Genomic DNA, 14,288 nt, shown 5'->3' on the forward strand with positions numbered 1-14,288 from the left:
GGCTATGGAGCGGTTCTGCGCTCAAGCAGCGAGCCGCCGCGCGGCGAGCGGTAGCGCCCCTTCGCTCAAAGAAAACTATACGGATCCACATCCACCGTCAGCCGCACCGAGGCTGGCACCTTCACCCGCGCCAGCCAGGCGCGCAGGAAGGCTTGCAGGTTCACGTCGCGGTCGGCCCGGACCAGCAGTCGCTTGCGCCGCCGCCCGCGCACCAGGGCCAGGGGCGCGTCGGCGGGGCCATAGACCTCCAGCCGCTCGGCGTTGGGGATGGCCTCGGCCAGATCGCGGGCGACCTTCTCGACCGCCATGGCGTTTTCGCTGGACAGGATGATCGCCGCCAGACGGCCATGCGGCGGCAGGGACGCCGCCTCGCGCTCGCCCATCTCAGCCTCGACGAAGGCGTCGCGGTCGCCCGCCGCCAGGGCCATCAGCACCGGGTGCTCCGGCGTCCAGGTCTGCAACAGGGCGCGGCCCGGCTTGTCCGCCCGCCCCGCCCGGCCCGTCGCCTGGGCCAGCAACTGATAGGTCCGCTCCGCCGCGCGCAGGTCGCCGCCGCGCAGGCCCAGGTCCGCGTCCACCACCCCCACCAGCGTCAGACGCGGAAAGTTGTGGCCCTTGGCGGCGGCCTGGGTGGCCACCAGAATGTCGATCTCGCCCTCGGCCATCGACTGGATCAGGGCGCGGGCCGAGGCGCCGTCGGGCACGGTGTCGGAGCTGAAGATGGCGGTGCGCGCCTCGGGGAAGAGGCGGCGCACCTCCTCCTCGACCCGTTCGACGCCCGGCCCCACCGGGACCAGGGAGTCCTCGGCGCCGCACGAGGGACAAAGCTTGGGCTTCATCATCGAGAAGCCGGTCAGGTGACAGACCAGCCGCCCGGTGTAGCGATGCTCGACCAGCCAGCTGTCGGTGTCGGGCGCCGTCAGTCGGTGGCTGCAGGCCCGGCACAGGACGACGGGCGCATAGCCGCGCCGGTTCAGGAACAGCAGGCTCTGCTCCCCCTTGGCGAAGGTCTCGCCGATGGCTTCGCGCAAGGGCGCCGACAGCCAGGTCTGCGGGTCGGGCGGACAGGTGCGCAGGTCGATCAGGTCGATGTCGGGCAGGACCGCGGCCCCGTGCCGCGCCGCCAGTTTCAGCCAGCCATAGCGACCCTGACGGGCGTTCCACAGGGTCTCCAGCGACGGGGTGGCCGAGGCCAGGACCACGGTCGCCTCCTCGATCCGCCCGCGCGCCACGGCCAGATCGCGGCCGTGATAGACCAGACCCTCTTCCTGTTTGAACGAGCCGTCGTGCTCCTCGTCCACCACCAGCAGGCGCAGGTTGGCGTAGGGCAGGAACAGAGCCGAGCGCGCCCCGACCACGATGTTGCAGCGCCCAGCGACCACCGCTTCCCACACCTGACGGCGCTTGGGCGGGGTCACGCCGGAATGCCATTCCGCCGGGGCGGCGCCGAAGCGGGCGGTGATCCGCTCGATCAGGGCCTGGGTCAGGGCGATTTCGGGCAGCAGGATCAACACCTGCGCGGTGGGATCATGCCGCAGCGCCCGCGCCGCCGCCTCCAGATAGGCCTCGGTCTTGCCCGACCCTGTGACCCCGTCGAGCAGGAACGGGGCGAAGCCGCCCGCAGACACTGCGTCGGCGATGACCGTGGCCGAGGCCGCCTGATCCGGGTTCAGGGTCGCGGGGGCATGGTCGGGATCGGGAGCGTCGAAGGCGGCGACGGCCTCGATCTCGATGACCGTCAGCACCCCCTCGTCGACCAGGCCCTTGACCACGCCGGTCGAGACCCCCGCCGCGCGGGCCAGATCGGGGCTGGTCATCGACCGATGGCCCAGAGCCTCCAGCACCGCCGTCCGCGTCGCCGTGGGGCGGGCGGGATGGCGCCCTTCGACCCGTTTGACCCGCCGCTCGGGCCGGGGCCGGGGCGCGCGCAAGCCCTTCAAGGCCGTCGCCGCCATCTCGCCCGGCGGGCTGAGCGTCCAGCGCGCCGCCCATTCGACGAAGGTCAGCGTCCGTTCCGGCAGGCGATGCTCGCTCAGCACCTGATCAATGGCCTTCAGCCGCCGGTTCGAGCCCGTGGTCTCGAACACCTCGGCGACCACGCCCCGGATCAGACGCGGCCCCAGAGGCACAGTCACCTGATCGCCGCGCACAGCCGTCAGCCCCTCCGGGACCTCGTAATCGAAGGCCTCGGGCACCGGCAGTGGAATGAGGACGGAGGCGACTTTCACCGCGTTTCTCCTCCCCATTCCATGGGGAGGTGGCGCGGCGCCTCGCGCCGTGACGGAGGGGGCGTCTCGACATTCAACGGCTGCGCCGCCCCCTCCACCCCTTCGGGGTCCCCCTCCCCATGGAATGGGGAGGAAAAGGAGGCTCGCCCTTCGCGTTTGTCAGGGTTAGAACTCTGTCCCATGAAACTCTTTCTCGACACCGCCGACGTCGCCGTCATCAAGGACATGCTGCCCACCGGGATGGTGGACGGCGTCACCACCAATCCGTCGCTGATCGCCAAGTCGGGTCGGAACATCGCCGAGGTCATCGCTGAGATTTGCGCCCTCGTCGAGGGGCCGATTTCCGCCGAGGCCGTCGCGACCGACTTCGAAACCATGGTGAAGGAGGGCGACAAGCTGGCCGCCATCGCCCCGAACGTGGTCGTCAAGTTGCCCCTGACCTGGGACGGGCTGCGCGCCACGCGGGCCTTCGCCGACAAGGGGATCAAGACCAACGTCACCCTCTGCTTCTCCGCCGCCCAGGCCATGCTGGCCGCCAAGGCGGGCGCCACCTTCATCTCGCCCTTCGTCGGTCGTCTGGAAGACGTCGGCGCCGACGGCGTGGGCCTGCTGGAGGAAATCCGCGCCCTCTACGACATCCATGATTTCGACACCGAGATCCTAGCCGCCAGCTTGCGCAACCCTGACCACGTCACCGCCGCCGCCATCGCCGGCGCCGACGCCGCCACCCTGCCTGCGGACACTTTCAAGGCCTTGGTAAAGCACCCGTTAACCGACAAGGGGCTTGATGCCTTCCTGGCGGACTGGGGCAAGACCGGTCAGTCGATTCTGTAACCCCGACCCGCAAAAGAGGTCCGCTTGAGCACTTCCCTGGACCTCTCTCCTGACGCCGCCGAGGGCCTTCACTGGCCCGAGGTGCGGGCCTGGCTGAACGCCCACCCGGATCGTCTGCTGGACGACCGCACCCTGCTGGAAGAATTGGGCCTGCGCGCCACAGGCCGCAACGTGGTCGATTTCGGCCGCGCGGCCCTGACCCGGCTCGAAGCCGTGGTCCAGCGCGAGGCCGGCGCCCGGAAACAGATCGAAGAGATCGCCCGCGCCAACTTCGCCGCCCAGACCCAGACCCATGTCTCGGCCCTGGACCTGATGGAGGCGACCAGCCACGCCGAGCTGTCGCGTCAGCTGGACGCCACGTCCCAGGCCCGCTTCGGCCTGGCGGGCGGCGCCATCGCCATCGAAAAGCCCGGCCTCGTGCCCTTCGGCTGGAAACCGCTGGAGCCGGGCCGCGTCGATGCGCTTCTGGGAGACGACGGTCTGGAATGGCTCGGCCCCAACTTCACCGGCCTGGACCTGTTCGGCCCCGCCGAGGGCGAGGTGAAGTCGGTGGCCCTGGTGCGGATGAGCCTGCATCTGCCGGGTTCGGACGGCGCCCGCCCGGCCCTGTGCGCCTTCGGCTCGCACGAGGACGACGGCTTCACCCCGGCCATGGGCTGCGAACTGGTGGCCTTCATCACCCGCGTGGTGGAACGCATGGCCGAGCGATGGCCGACGCAGGGCTGACGGCTGATCAGGCGCTCCTCGCCTGGCTCGAACATCTGGCGCACGAGCGTCGCCTGTCGCCGCGCACGCTCGAGGCCTATGGCCACATAGGCCGTCACTACGTGGCCTTTCTGGAGCGCCATCGCGGCGGGCCACAGACCCTGGCCGATCTCGGCGCCGTCACCGCCGCCGAGGTACGCGCCCATCTGGCCGAGCGCCGCAGCGGCGACCGCCCGCTGAACGCCCGCTCGCTCAGCCAGACGCTCGCCGCCATTCGCGGCTTTCACGTCTTCCTCGACCGGCGCTGCGGCACGCCCGCGCCGCAGCTGGCCCTGGTGCGCGGCCCGCGCGTCAAGCCGTCCCTGCCCCGCCCGGTCACGGAGGATCAGGCGCGCGGCCTGCTGCACGAACCCGAGGCCGATCCCGACGCCGAACCGTGGGAGGCCGCGCGCGACCGCGCCGTCCTGACCCTGCTCTACGGCTGCGGGCTCCGCATCTCCGAGGCCCTTTCGCTGAAGCGGTCGGACGCCCCCCTGCCCGACGCCCTGCGCATCACCGGCAAGGGCGACAAGATGCGGATCGCCCCGGTCCTGCCCCAGGTGCGCGAGGCGGTGGACGCCTATCTGGCGCTGCAACCCTTCGTCCTCGAGGCGGATCAGCCCCTGTTCCGCGCCAAACGCGGCGGCCCTTTAAGCCCGCGTCACGTCCAGGCCACGGTCCAGCGGCTGCGCGGGCGTCTGGGAATGCCCGCCTCGGCCACGCCCCACGCCCTACGCCACAGCTTCGCCACCCACCTGCTGGGGGCCGGCGCCGACCTGCGTTCGATCCAGGAACTGCTGGGCCACGCCAGTCTCTCGACCACCCAGAAATACACCCAGGTCGACGCCGCCCGCCTGCTGGCCGCCTATGCGGACGCGCACCCGCGCGGCTAGATGGCCTTGACCGCCCCGCCGTCCACACGGATCAGCGAGCCGGTGACATAACCCGCCAGCGGACTGGCCAGGAAGGCGGCGACGGCGCCGAACTCCTCGGTCGTGCCGATGCGGCCCGCGGGGATGGACTTTACCGATTCCGCGCGCGCCTCGGCCGGTTCGACGCCCGTGGCGGCGGCGCGAGCGGCGTCCAGACGCTCGATGCGCGGGGTGTCGATGCGCCCCGGCAACAGGGTGTTGACCGTCACCCCATTTGCCGCGACCTCGCCCGCCAGGGTCTTGGCCCAGGCCGCCACCGAGGCGCGCAAGGTGTTGGACACGCCCAGCGTCCCGACCGGCTCGATCACGGTGATGGAGGCGACGTTCAGGATACGCCCCCAGCCCATGGCCCGCATCCCCGGCAGCACCCGGTCCGTCAGGCGAAACACCGACAGCACCATGGACTCGAAATGATCGCGCCAGACCGAGGGCTCCAGTCCGTTCACCCCCGACGGCGGCGGCCCGCCGGTGTTGTTCAGCAGGATCTGGATCGGCCCGCCCAAGGCCGCCTCGGCCACGTCCACCGCCTTCAGCAGCCCCTCATGATCGGCCAGATCGGCGGGGGCGATGACCGCCTTGCCAGGCCCCATAGCGTTCAGCTCATCGGCCACGGCCTGAAGCTTGACCGCGTCGCGCGACAGCAGGGCCACATGCGCCCCCTCGGCCACCAGAGCCCTCGCCACAGCCTGTCCCAGGCCGCTGGAGCCGCCGCAGATCAGGGCGCGCTTGCCGGTGAGTTGAAGGTCCATGTCGGTATCCCCTGCCTCAGGAAGCTTACGCCGCTGACATGGGCGCAGGCGCGGCCGATTGCGAGGCCCGTCGACCAAAGTCGCGGGCAAGAAACGCCAACTAGCGCAGAACCTCGTCCGAGCTAACCAGCCGCACGTCGTGCATCTGGTTCAGATAGGCCTCATAGTAGCCCTTGTGCGAGGCGCCGACGATGGTCAGCATCCGCGTGCCCGGATAGCGGCCCAGCACATCGCGCATATTGGCGACCATCCGCAGGTTGCGCGTCTCCCAATAGCCGAGGTAGCGCCGCCCGAACGCCTCGGGCGAAGGCTCGACATGGGTCGCCCCAAAGTCCGACCGATAGGCCAGCATCTGGTTCTCTGACGTGTTGTAGGCGCGGTAGACGTTCAGCAGGCCGTCGGCCTGGGCCAGGTTCTCGAACAGGGGCTGATCCAAGTCCTTGCGGGCCTGGACATGGGGATTGTCCCAGGCCGCCATGATCGCCTTGGCCTGCGCCGCCTCTTCTTCGGGACGGGTCGCGAAATCCGCCGTGTGGTCGTCCACCGCCCACAGACGCTCATGCCCCAGCCGCGCCGCCAGGACGGCCGCCAGAAGACTCGACTCGTTCTTGCGCGTCATGCGCTGGTTCAGCTTGGCCGCCATGTCCGCCGTCAGGCCGTCTTGGGCCTGGCGCTCGTCCTCGGGTAGGCGCAGCCACTGGACCAGGGCCGAGGACGGCTCGCCCGCCGCGAGGAAGAGGGCCGCCAGTCGTCGCCGCTGGGTCGCCGACGGGGCGGCGGGCCAGTCCGCCAGCAAGCGCTCGGCCTCGGCGTTGGCCGCAGGAACGTCGATGCCCAGGGCCTGCCCCTCGGCGCTCGGATCATAGCAGAAGGTTTCGACCGACTCGGCGTAGCGCGAGGGATAGCGCCGCATGGCGTCGCATTGCAGGCCGGACAGGTTTTCAATGGCGACCGCCGTCGGACGCCAAGCTTCCAGCCGCGCCAGCAAGGGCTCCAGCTGCTCGGGACGGAAGCTGTCGGGCAGGCCGGACAAATGAGGCGAGCCCAGCACCAGAACCTCATTGAGAGCGCCCGCCGGCGGTCCCTTCAGTTGGTCCGGCTGAAACGAGGGACGATACTCCTGCGCCGAAGCGGCCGAACCGATCGCCACCCACGCCGCCGCCAGCCAGACTCCCACACGCATCGCCTCACCCTCGCTCTTGCGAAACCGGGGCGAAGCTGAGGGCGGGGCGGCAACCGGGCAAGTTAAGATTCGGCAATACGCAGCAAACGAAAACGGCGCGCCCTGTGCGGAGCGCGCCGTTCTGGCGTCCAGCGAGAAGCTGAAAAGCCTTAGGCCTGCATGGCCCAACCTTCGACGGCCATGGCCGCCTGGCGGACGGCTTCCGAGCGGGTCGGGTGGGAGTGGCAGGTGCGGGCGATGTCTTCCGACGAGCCGCCGAAGGCCATGGCGATGCAGGCCTCGCCGATCAGTTCGCCGGCTGCGGGTCCATAGATGTGGACGCCCAGGATCTTGTCGGTCACAGCGTCGGCCAGGACCTTCACGAAGCCCTCCGTCTCGTGGTTGATCTTGGCGCGGCTGTTGGCAGCGAAGGGGAACTTGCCCTTCTTGAAGGCGACGCCCGCGGCCTTCAGCTGCTCTTCGTTCTTGCCGACCCAGGCCACTTCCGGGCCGGTGTAGATGACGCTGGGGACCAGGTCGTAATCGACGTGACCGGCCTTGCCCGCGATCAGCTCGATGACGGCCACGCCGTCTTCCTCGGCCTTGTGCGCCAGCATCGGGCCATAGGTGACGTCGCCGATGACCCAGACGCCCGGCGCCGTGGTCTTGAAGTGGTCGTTGGGGATGACGCCGCGCTTGTCGGTCTCGATGCCGACCGTCTCCAGGCCCAGACCGGCGGTGTAGGGACGACGGCCGATGGCCACCAGAACCACGTCGCCCTTGAGGGTTTCAGCCGCGCCGCCGGCCGAAGGCTCCAGCGTCAGCTCGACGCCGTCCTTGACCGAGGTCGCGCCCGTGACCTTCGTGCCCATGCGGAAGGTCATGCCCTGCTTGGTCAGGCCGCGCTGGAAGGCGGTGGCGACCTCGGCGTCCATGCCGGCGCCGACCTTGTCGAGGAACTCGACCACGGTCACTTGCGCGCCCAGACGGCGCCAGACCGAGCCCAGCTCCAGGCCGATGACGCCCGCGCCGATGACGATCAGGTGCTTGGGCACCTTGGGCAAGAAGAGGGCGCCGGTCGAGTCGATGACCTTGCCGTCCTCGAAAGCGACGCCCGGCAGCGGGGTCGGCTCGGAGCCGGTGGCGATGACGATGTTCCTGGTTTCATAGGTCGTCTTGACGCCGTCGACGGCCTCGACCTCGACCTTGTTCGGCCCGGCGATACGGCCGCGGCCCTTCAGCCAGACGACCTTGTTCTTCTTCATCAAGAACTCGATGCCCTTGGTCAGGGCTTCGACGCTGTCGTCCTTGGCCTTGTGCATCTGGCCCAGGTTCAGCTTGGGCTTCACCTCGATGCCGATGCCGGCGAATTCGGTATTGGCGGCCTCATACAGCTCCGAGGCGTGCAGCAGGGCCTTGGACGGCATGCAGCCGACGTTCAGGCAGGTGCCGCCGAGCGTGGCGCGCATTTCGATGATGGCGACCTTCAGGCCCAGCTGACCGGCGCGAATGGCGGCGTTGTAGCCGCCCGGCCCGCCGCCGATGATCACTACGTCGTAGGTCTGGGGAGCGGCGTCGGCCATGGATATCCTCTGATCGGTCTGGCGCTGGGAAGGAGCGGCGCGGACACTAGCGCCGACCCCGGCGGGGTCAACCGCCAAGCCTCCATATAGGCCGTGATCTCAACCAGGGCCATGCCGACGAAAGCCAAAGACGCCCCATAGGCTGAAACGCCAAAGGGCCGGGCGTCGCCGCCCGGCCCTCCATCGCAGATTTCAGAAGCCTCAGAAGGCCATGCGGGCGACCAGCTGATAGACGGGACCGCCCTTTTCGGTCTCCAGCTCGTACTCGTCGTACTTGCGATCAATCTGATCCTCGACGTTGCCGAACTTGTCGAAGACCTCGTCCTTGGAGGCGTCCAGCAGGTTGGAGCCGGTCAGGCGCACCACGATATTGCTGGCGACGCGCTTCTCGAGGAAAACCTCCAGGTCGGCGCCGTAGGAGGTGCGGACCTCTTCGGCCAGGACGCGGGCGGCGGCCTCGCCCTGCTTGCGATAGGTGGCGCCGAAGGCTGCGCCCCAGGTCGGGATGTCGTGGGTGAAGCCGAAGTTCAGCACATAGTCCGACTGGCTGTTGAACCGGCGGGTCCCCATGAAGTCCTCGACCTCGCTGTCCAGCCACGAGTAGTTGAGGAAGACGCCGGTCGTCTCCATGCCGATGAAGTCCAGCGGCGTCGACAGGTCGAACTCGACACCCCAGACCTGACCGTCGCCGACGTTGTCGACGGTGTAGATGAAGGTTCCTTCGCCCGCGCTGCCTTCGTCGCCGGTGTTGACCTCTTCCACCAGATCCGAGATCGAGCGGTAGAAGGCGTTGACCCCCACCACGCCGCGACGGCCGAGCTGGCGCTCAAAGCCGACGTCCACGCCCCAGGCCGATTCCGGCTTCAGGTTCGGATTGCCGATGAAGTCGCTGTCGCCGAACTCTTCTTCCAGGGCGGCAGGCGACAGGCGGTCGAAGCTGGGACGACGCACCGTGCGCGCCGCCGAGAAGGTCAGGCGGTCCGTGTCGTTCAGGCGATAGCGCACGCTGGCCGAGGGCAGCAGGAAGCCATAGTCGGTCTCGGTCACGCGGTCGGCGGCCTCGGCCGTCTCGTCGGTGATGGTGATGTCCGTGGTCTCATAGCGCAGGCCCGCTTCCCATTTCAGCGCGCCGCGATCGCCCGACAGCATGACATAGGGGTCAATGCGGTTCTCCTCGATCAGGCTGTCGCCGCCGGGGACGGCTTCAAAGGCGCCGAAGGGGGGAACGACCGGCCGCACGCCCGGCGCGTTCGGCACGTTGAAGCGGATGCGCGGGGCCTCGGTGATCAGGCTGTCGCGCTCCTTCATGGCCCACTGGACGCCGAACTCCAGCGTCGCGCCGGACAGGTCGCGCTTGTGCTCGACGGCGCCTGACCATTCTTCGTCCTTGATCCGGGTGTCGGTGGCGTCGGCGGTGAAGCGGTCCTCGTCCGGATAGGGCGTGCCGTCGCGCAGGTATTCCGACTCGTTCTCGAACTCGTACTGATCGTCGTCGATCATGGCGTAGCCGAGCTTGAAGCGCGTCTTGCCCCCGAACATGTCGCGGCTGTAGCGGGCGTCCAGCGACAGATTGTCGGTCAGGATGTCGAGGTCGTTGTCGTTGACCACCGCCAGGTTGGCCTCGGTCTGGACGCCGCCTTCGTATTCCAGCGAATCCTCGTCCTGGAAGCGGTCGGTGCGGACAAAAAGACCCGAGAGGGCCAGTTCGCCGCCGGCCACATCGACCTGGTAGGCGGCGTTGAACGAATAGTCGGTGCCGTCGCGGACATCGGTCTGGGCCTCGACGTTCTGCAGTTCGCCGTTCGGCTCGTCATAGCGCTCGCTGAACTTGAACTTGGGGTTGCGGCGGTCCTGCATATTGGCGCCGACCAGCAGACGGCCCGGCCCGACCTGGCCGCCCCAGACGGCGCCGAAGGTCTGACCCCACTGGCCGTACTCGCTGTCGTCGAACATCAAGGCGCCGGCGCGGACATAGCCGCCGTCCAGCGACAGGGCGTCGCGCAGCACGATGTTGATGGCCCCGGCCACCGCGTCGCCCGAACGATTGGCCGAGCTTGAGCGCACCACCTCGACCCGCTCGATCAACTCGGCGGGGATGCGGTCGACGAAGAAGGAGCGATCGACGCCGGCGCCGGGCACGCGATCGCCGTTGATCAGGATCTGGGTGTAGCCCGAGTCCAGGCCCCGAAGGCGCACGCCGTCATATTCCAGCACGTCAGACAGGAAGGCGACCGAGGGCACGCGCTTCAGAGCGTCGCCGGCGGTCAGCGGCTCGAACCGCTGGAAATACTCCAGGTCGTAGGACAGGGTCGGCACGACGTCGTCGGCGCGGTTGCGCAGGACAGGCCGCCCTGTGACGATCACCTCCGACAAGGCCGTGACCGGGCCGTCGTTATAGTCCGGCGCCCGGACGACTTCTTCGGCGCTGACGGCGCCGGCGATGGCGAGAGGGGCGACGGCGGCGCCCAGCAGAAGACCCAGCTTCATTTATCTTGTTCCCCGACGACACCGGCCTGCGATCAGGCTCTGGTTGTCTTGGGCGCTCGCTAGCGGGGTGCGGCGACGCGACCGCGACGTTTTCGCGAAGAGGATTCGCCGGTTCGCTGACCGTCCGACGACAGATCGTCCCGATGCTGAGGATTATTCGCGAGGGGGTCTGTAATGCGAAACGGGGCCCGATCTTGCGATCGGACCCCGTGTTCCCAGTCTCGACTGGAGCGGGCGAAGAGATTCGAACTCTCGACCCCAACCTTGGCAAGGTTGTGCTCTACCACTGAGCTACGCCCGCATTCCCGTGGGAGCGATGTGCTGCTCCCCGTCGAGGAGGGGCTTTTAGCCGACCCTTCTCAGACCGCGCAACCCCCTTTTTGGATTTTCCGGCAATCCGCTGCTTTTTTTCGAATAGTTCTGGAATTTCAAACGAAAACGGCCCCCGCAACACCCCCGAAGGAAGCGCCGCGAGGGCCGCTGGATAGCAGCCGCTACGTTTCAATCACGCGCGCCAACCCGCTCAAGCAGCGAGCCGCCGCGCGGCGAGCGATAGCGGCCTCAGCCGCGCTGAGGATCAGCGCGGCGCCAGCCTGATGGCCCCGTCCAGACGGATGCATTCGCCGTTGATGTAGACGTTCTCGGCCAGATGCAGGGCCAGGGACGCATAGTCGGCCGGGGTGCCAAGGCGGCTGGGGAAGGGAATGGCGGCGGCCAGGCTGTCCTGAACCTTCTGGTCCATGCCGGCCATCATCGGGGTCCACATGATGCCGGGCAGGATGGTGTTCACCCGCACCCCGTCCTGGGCCAGATCGCGCGCGACCGGCAGGGTCATGGCGTAGACGCCGCCCTTGGACGCCGAATAGGCCGCCTGGCCAATCTGGCCGTCCTGGGCCGCGACGCTGGCGGTGTTGATGATCAGGCCACGCTCGCCGTCAGCCATCGGCTCGGTCTGGACCATGCCGAGCGCCGACTGCGACAGGACGCGGAAGGTGCCGAACAGGTTAATCGTGACGGTGCGCTCGAAGGAGGCCATGTCGTGGGCGCGGACCTCGCCGGTGTCGCGCTTGCGGCTGACGGTCTTCTGGCCCGTGGCGATGCCGGCGCAGTTGACGGTCAGGCGCTCCTGGCCGTGGGCGGCGCGGGCCTTGACGAAGCCGGCGGCGACGCTCTCGTCCGAGGTCACGTCCACCTTGCAGAAGACGCCGCCGATCTCCTTGGCGATCTCCTCGCCGCGCTCTTCGTTCAGGTCGAACAGGGCGACCTTGACGCCCTTGGCCGCCAGCGCCCGCGCCGTGCCCTCGCCCAGGCCCGAAGCCCCGCCCGTCACCACCGCCGCAATCGAACCGTCGAGTTTCATGAAGATCGTCCCTATATTCTTTGAACCGAGTGTCTGCGCGAGGATTTAGCGGCCATGACCGCCAAAGCCAAACCAGCGTCCGCCGAATCCATGGCCGACGCCATCGATCCTGAAAAGGCCCTGATCCCAACCGTGCAAAGGGTCAATGAAATGCGCGTGAAAAAAGGCTTCTGGCCCAAACTGCGCAGCACCGCCTCGCGCATTCCCTTTGCAGGGCAGGCCCTGGCCGCCTGGTACGCCACCCAGGACCCCAAGACGCCCCTCGCCGCCAAGGGGGTCATGCTGGGGGCGCTGGCCTACTTCGTCATGCCCATCGACGCCATTCCCGATATCTTCGCCGGCATCGGCTTCACCGACGACGCGGCGGTGATCGCCGCCGTCCTGGCCACCCTGGGGGCCCATGTGAAGCGCAAGCACCACGAACAGGCCGAGGCGGCGCTGAAGCGGGTCCGCGACGCCGCTGACTAGACCGGCGCCTGCGAACGCCACCAGCCGGTGATCGAATAGCGCGGCGCCCCCGCAAAGGGCGCCACCACCGACACCGCGTGCGACTGCGGCACCCTAAAGACGTTCAGGGCGTCGAAGACCGGGATCAGGCTTTCCGTCACCTCGCCGTCCGCGTCGAGGAACTGCAGCTGGCCGCCCCACTCCGCCCGCCAGCGCGGCGTCAGGTTCAGCACATAGGCGTAAAGCCGGCCCGAGGCCTCATTGGCGTCGGTATGCCGGTTCAGGAAATGCCCCGGCAGATAGCGGGTCGCCTGTCCGTCGGCGAAGACGATGCGGTCGTCGCCCGTCAGCCGCCGCGCAAACGCTAGAAAAGCCGCGCTGTTGAACAGATCGGCGGCGGCCTTCAGCAGGGCCGGCGTCTGCTCGGCTCCGACGCCCGAACGACGGATCAGCAGCCGGTCGTAGATGAAATGAAAGCCCTCGCGGGCCTCGGCGTAGATCTGGTCCAGCGCCGCCTGACGGTCGGCGTCCGACTGGGCGTCGAAGGCGGCGGCGGGCACGTCGATGTCGAACGGATTGCGGATCGCCCGCGACCAGTCGTGCGCGGGATCGGCCAGCAGGGCGTGCAGACGTTCCGACCCCTCGCCCAGCAGCCCCGGCACGCGGGTGCGGCCCGTGGCCGCCAGACGCCGGGCGGCGGTGTCGATGTCGGTCTCGGACGCCGCCAGGGACAGCAAGGTCATCCCTCGGTCACGACCACGATCTTGCCCATGGCCTGACGGTCGCCCAGGGCCTTGATGGCCTCGTGCGCCGCCTCCAGCGGATAGGTGCGGCTGACGCGCGGCTTGATCTTGCCGTCCGTCCACAGCTGCATCAGCTCGGCCATGTTGGCGGCGTGGGCCTTGGGATCGCGCGCCACCGCCGCGCCCCAGAAGACCCCGATCACCGAGACCGACTTCAGCAGGGTCAGGTTCAGCGGCAGGGAGGGAATCCCCGCCGGGAAGCCGACCACCAGATAGCGGCCATTCCAGTCCATGGCCCGCAGCGCCGGCTCGGCGTAGTCGCCGCCGACCGCGTCATAGACCACGTCGGCGCCGTCGCGGCCCGTGGCCAGCTTCAGCTCGCCCGACAGCGACTTCTGCGCCGCCTTGTCCATCGGCCCGGACGGATAGATCAGGCCGTTGTCGGCCCCCAGCTCCAGCGCGAACTCGACCTTGTCGTTGGTCGAGGCCGCGGCGACGACGCGCGCCCCCATGGCCTTGCCCAATTCGACCGCAGCCGCGCCCACGCCGCCTGCCGCGCCGAGCACCAGCAGGGTCTCGCCCGGCTGTAGTTTCGCCCGGTCCTTCAGGGCGTAATAGCTGGTGCCGTAGGTCATGGTCAGGGCGGCGGCTTCCTCGAAGCTCATGCCCTCTGGCATGGGGATCAGGCTGGAGGCCGGGACCGCCAGACGCTCGACCAGGCCGCCCCAGCCGGGCACGGCGATGACGCGGTCGCCCTTGAACACGCCCTTGACGCCCTCGCCCACCGCATCGACCACGCCCGCCACCTCGGCGCCCGGCGAAAAGGGGCGTTCCGGCTTGAACTGGTATCTGTCCTCAATGATCAGGGTGTCGGGATAGTTGATCCCGATGGCCTTGACCTCGATCACCACCTCGCCCGCCTTGGGCGTGGGGTCCATGACCTCTTCGACGACCAAGCTGTCGGGGCCGCCGGCGGCCTTGGACAATACTGCGCGCATACTGGTTTCTTCCGTCATCCC

The 14,288-nt window shown here is 68.6% G+C and carries 12 protein-coding genes and 1 tRNA gene; 4 read left to right on the forward strand and 9 right to left on the reverse strand.

What is annotated here, in order from left to right; translation table 11 throughout:
• Window positions 1-65: 65 nt before the first annotated feature.
• Entirely contained in the window at window positions 66-2,246 is a 2,181-nt protein-coding gene (locus DXK21_RS05395) for a primosomal protein N' (RefSeq protein WP_211305975.1), read from the reverse strand.
• Between the two features lie 162 nt (window positions 2,247-2,408).
• Between DXK21_RS05395 and fsa the strand changes: the two genes are divergently transcribed.
• Genes fsa through DXK21_RS05410 form a run of 3 tightly spaced genes read left to right on the forward strand, consistent with a single transcriptional unit; the run spans window position 2,409 to window position 4,699 of the window.
• Window positions 2,409-3,062 (forward strand): fructose-6-phosphate aldolase, encoded by a 654-nt coding sequence (gene fsa, locus DXK21_RS05400; RefSeq protein ID WP_105563152.1) that lies wholly within the window; start codon window positions 2,409-2,411, stop codon window positions 3,060-3,062.
• Between the two features lie 24 nt (window positions 3,063-3,086).
• On the forward strand, window positions 3,087-3,788 hold the full coding sequence (locus DXK21_RS05405) for a DUF484 family protein (protein ID WP_114816757.1): 702 nt from the start codon (window positions 3,087-3,089) through the stop codon (window positions 3,786-3,788).
• Complete coding sequence (locus tag DXK21_RS05410; RefSeq protein WP_114816758.1) at window positions 3,770-4,699, forward strand: tyrosine recombinase XerC; 930 nt, start codon at window positions 3,770-3,772, stop codon at window positions 4,697-4,699. The genes DXK21_RS05405 and DXK21_RS05410 overlap by 19 nt, the downstream gene beginning before the upstream one ends.
• Here the strand turns inward: DXK21_RS05410 and DXK21_RS05415 are convergent.
• The 6 genes from DXK21_RS05415 to DXK21_RS05440 form a co-directional block, all read right to left on the reverse strand.
• Window positions 4,696-5,487, reverse strand: a complete 792-nt coding sequence (locus DXK21_RS05415) for an SDR family oxidoreductase (RefSeq protein WP_114816759.1) — start codon at window positions 5,485-5,487, stop codon at window positions 4,696-4,698. The genes DXK21_RS05410 and DXK21_RS05415 overlap by 4 nt on opposite strands.
• A 100-nt stretch (window positions 5,488-5,587) precedes the next feature.
• Complete coding sequence (locus DXK21_RS05420; protein WP_114816760.1) at window positions 5,588-6,670, reverse strand: DUF5694 domain-containing protein; 1,083 nt, start codon at window positions 6,668-6,670, stop codon at window positions 5,588-5,590.
• Between the two features lie 149 nt (window positions 6,671-6,819).
• Window positions 6,820-8,232: a dihydrolipoyl dehydrogenase gene (lpdA, locus tag DXK21_RS05425; RefSeq protein ID WP_114816761.1), complete on the reverse strand. Its 1,413-nt coding sequence runs from the start codon at window positions 8,230-8,232 to the stop codon at window positions 6,820-6,822.
• A gap of 201 nt (window positions 8,233-8,433) precedes the next feature.
• Window positions 8,434-10,719 carry a TonB-dependent receptor plug domain-containing protein gene (locus DXK21_RS05430; RefSeq protein WP_114816762.1) on the reverse strand — a complete coding sequence of 762 codons (2,286 nt, stop codon included), beginning with the start codon at window positions 10,717-10,719 and terminating at the stop codon, window positions 8,434-8,436.
• A 226-nt stretch (window positions 10,720-10,945) separates the two neighbouring features.
• Window positions 10,946-11,020 (reverse strand) — tRNA-Gly (locus tag DXK21_RS05435).
• 276 nt (window positions 11,021-11,296) lie between these two features.
• Window positions 11,297-12,079: an SDR family oxidoreductase gene (locus DXK21_RS05440; protein ID WP_114816763.1), complete on the reverse strand. Its 783-nt coding sequence runs from the start codon at window positions 12,077-12,079 to the stop codon at window positions 11,297-11,299.
• Window positions 12,080-12,133: 54 nt separating this feature from the next.
• On the opposite strand from DXK21_RS05440, the gene DXK21_RS05445 reads away from it, so the two are divergent.
• The gene (locus DXK21_RS05445) at window positions 12,134-12,547 is read left to right on the forward strand and encodes a YkvA family protein (protein WP_114816764.1); all 414 of its coding nucleotides are present in this window, start codon (window positions 12,134-12,136) and stop codon (window positions 12,545-12,547) included.
• Here DXK21_RS05445 and DXK21_RS05450 read toward each other — a convergent pair.
• Window positions 12,544-13,269, reverse strand: coding sequence for a 2OG-Fe(II) oxygenase (locus tag DXK21_RS05450; protein ID WP_114816765.1), 726 nt, complete (start codon window positions 13,267-13,269; stop codon window positions 12,544-12,546). The two genes, DXK21_RS05445 and DXK21_RS05450, sit on opposite strands and share 4 nt — an antisense overlap.
• A complete protein-coding gene (locus DXK21_RS05455) occupies window positions 13,266-14,267 on the reverse strand; it encodes an NADPH:quinone oxidoreductase family protein (RefSeq protein WP_114816766.1) in 1,002 nt (333 codons plus the stop codon). Before DXK21_RS05455 ends, DXK21_RS05450 begins: the two co-directional genes overlap by 4 nt.
• Between the last annotated feature and the right edge of the window lie 21 nt (window positions 14,268-14,288).

This window comes from Brevundimonas bullata, assembly GCF_003350205.1.
Lineage (GTDB): Bacteria > Pseudomonadota > Alphaproteobacteria > Caulobacterales > Caulobacteraceae > Brevundimonas > Brevundimonas bullata.

Coding starts and splice junctions, on each gene's coding strand:
- DXK21_RS05395 (WP_211305975.1), bottom strand. CDS start 2,246: ATGGGGAGGAGAAACGCGGTGAAAGTCGCCTCCGTCCTCATTCCACTG.
- lpdA (WP_114816761.1), bottom strand. CDS start 8,232: ATGGCCGACGCCGCTCCCCAGACCTACGACGTAGTGATCATCGGCGGC.
- DXK21_RS05440 (WP_114816763.1), bottom strand. CDS start 12,079: ATGAAACTCGACGGTTCGATTGCGGCGGTGGTGACGGGCGGGGCTTCG.
- DXK21_RS05455 (WP_114816766.1), bottom strand. CDS start 14,267: ATGCGCGCAGTATTGTCCAAGGCCGCCGGCGGCCCCGACAGCTTGGTC.
- DXK21_RS05450 (WP_114816765.1), bottom strand. CDS start 13,269: ATGACCTTGCTGTCCCTGGCGGCGTCCGAGACCGACATCGACACCGCC.
- DXK21_RS05445 (WP_114816764.1), top strand. CDS start 12,134: ATGACCGCCAAAGCCAAACCAGCGTCCGCCGAATCCATGGCCGACGCC.
- fsa (WP_105563152.1), top strand. CDS start 2,409: ATGAAACTCTTTCTCGACACCGCCGACGTCGCCGTCATCAAGGACATG.
- DXK21_RS05420 (WP_114816760.1), bottom strand. CDS start 6,670: ATGCGTGTGGGAGTCTGGCTGGCGGCGGCGTGGGTGGCGATCGGTTCG.
- DXK21_RS05430 (WP_114816762.1), bottom strand. CDS start 10,719: ATGAAGCTGGGTCTTCTGCTGGGCGCCGCCGTCGCCCCTCTCGCCATC.
- DXK21_RS05415 (WP_114816759.1), bottom strand. CDS start 5,487: ATGGACCTTCAACTCACCGGCAAGCGCGCCCTGATCTGCGGCGGCTCC.
- DXK21_RS05410 (WP_114816758.1), top strand. CDS start 3,770: ATGGCCGACGCAGGGCTGACGGCTGATCAGGCGCTCCTCGCCTGGCTC.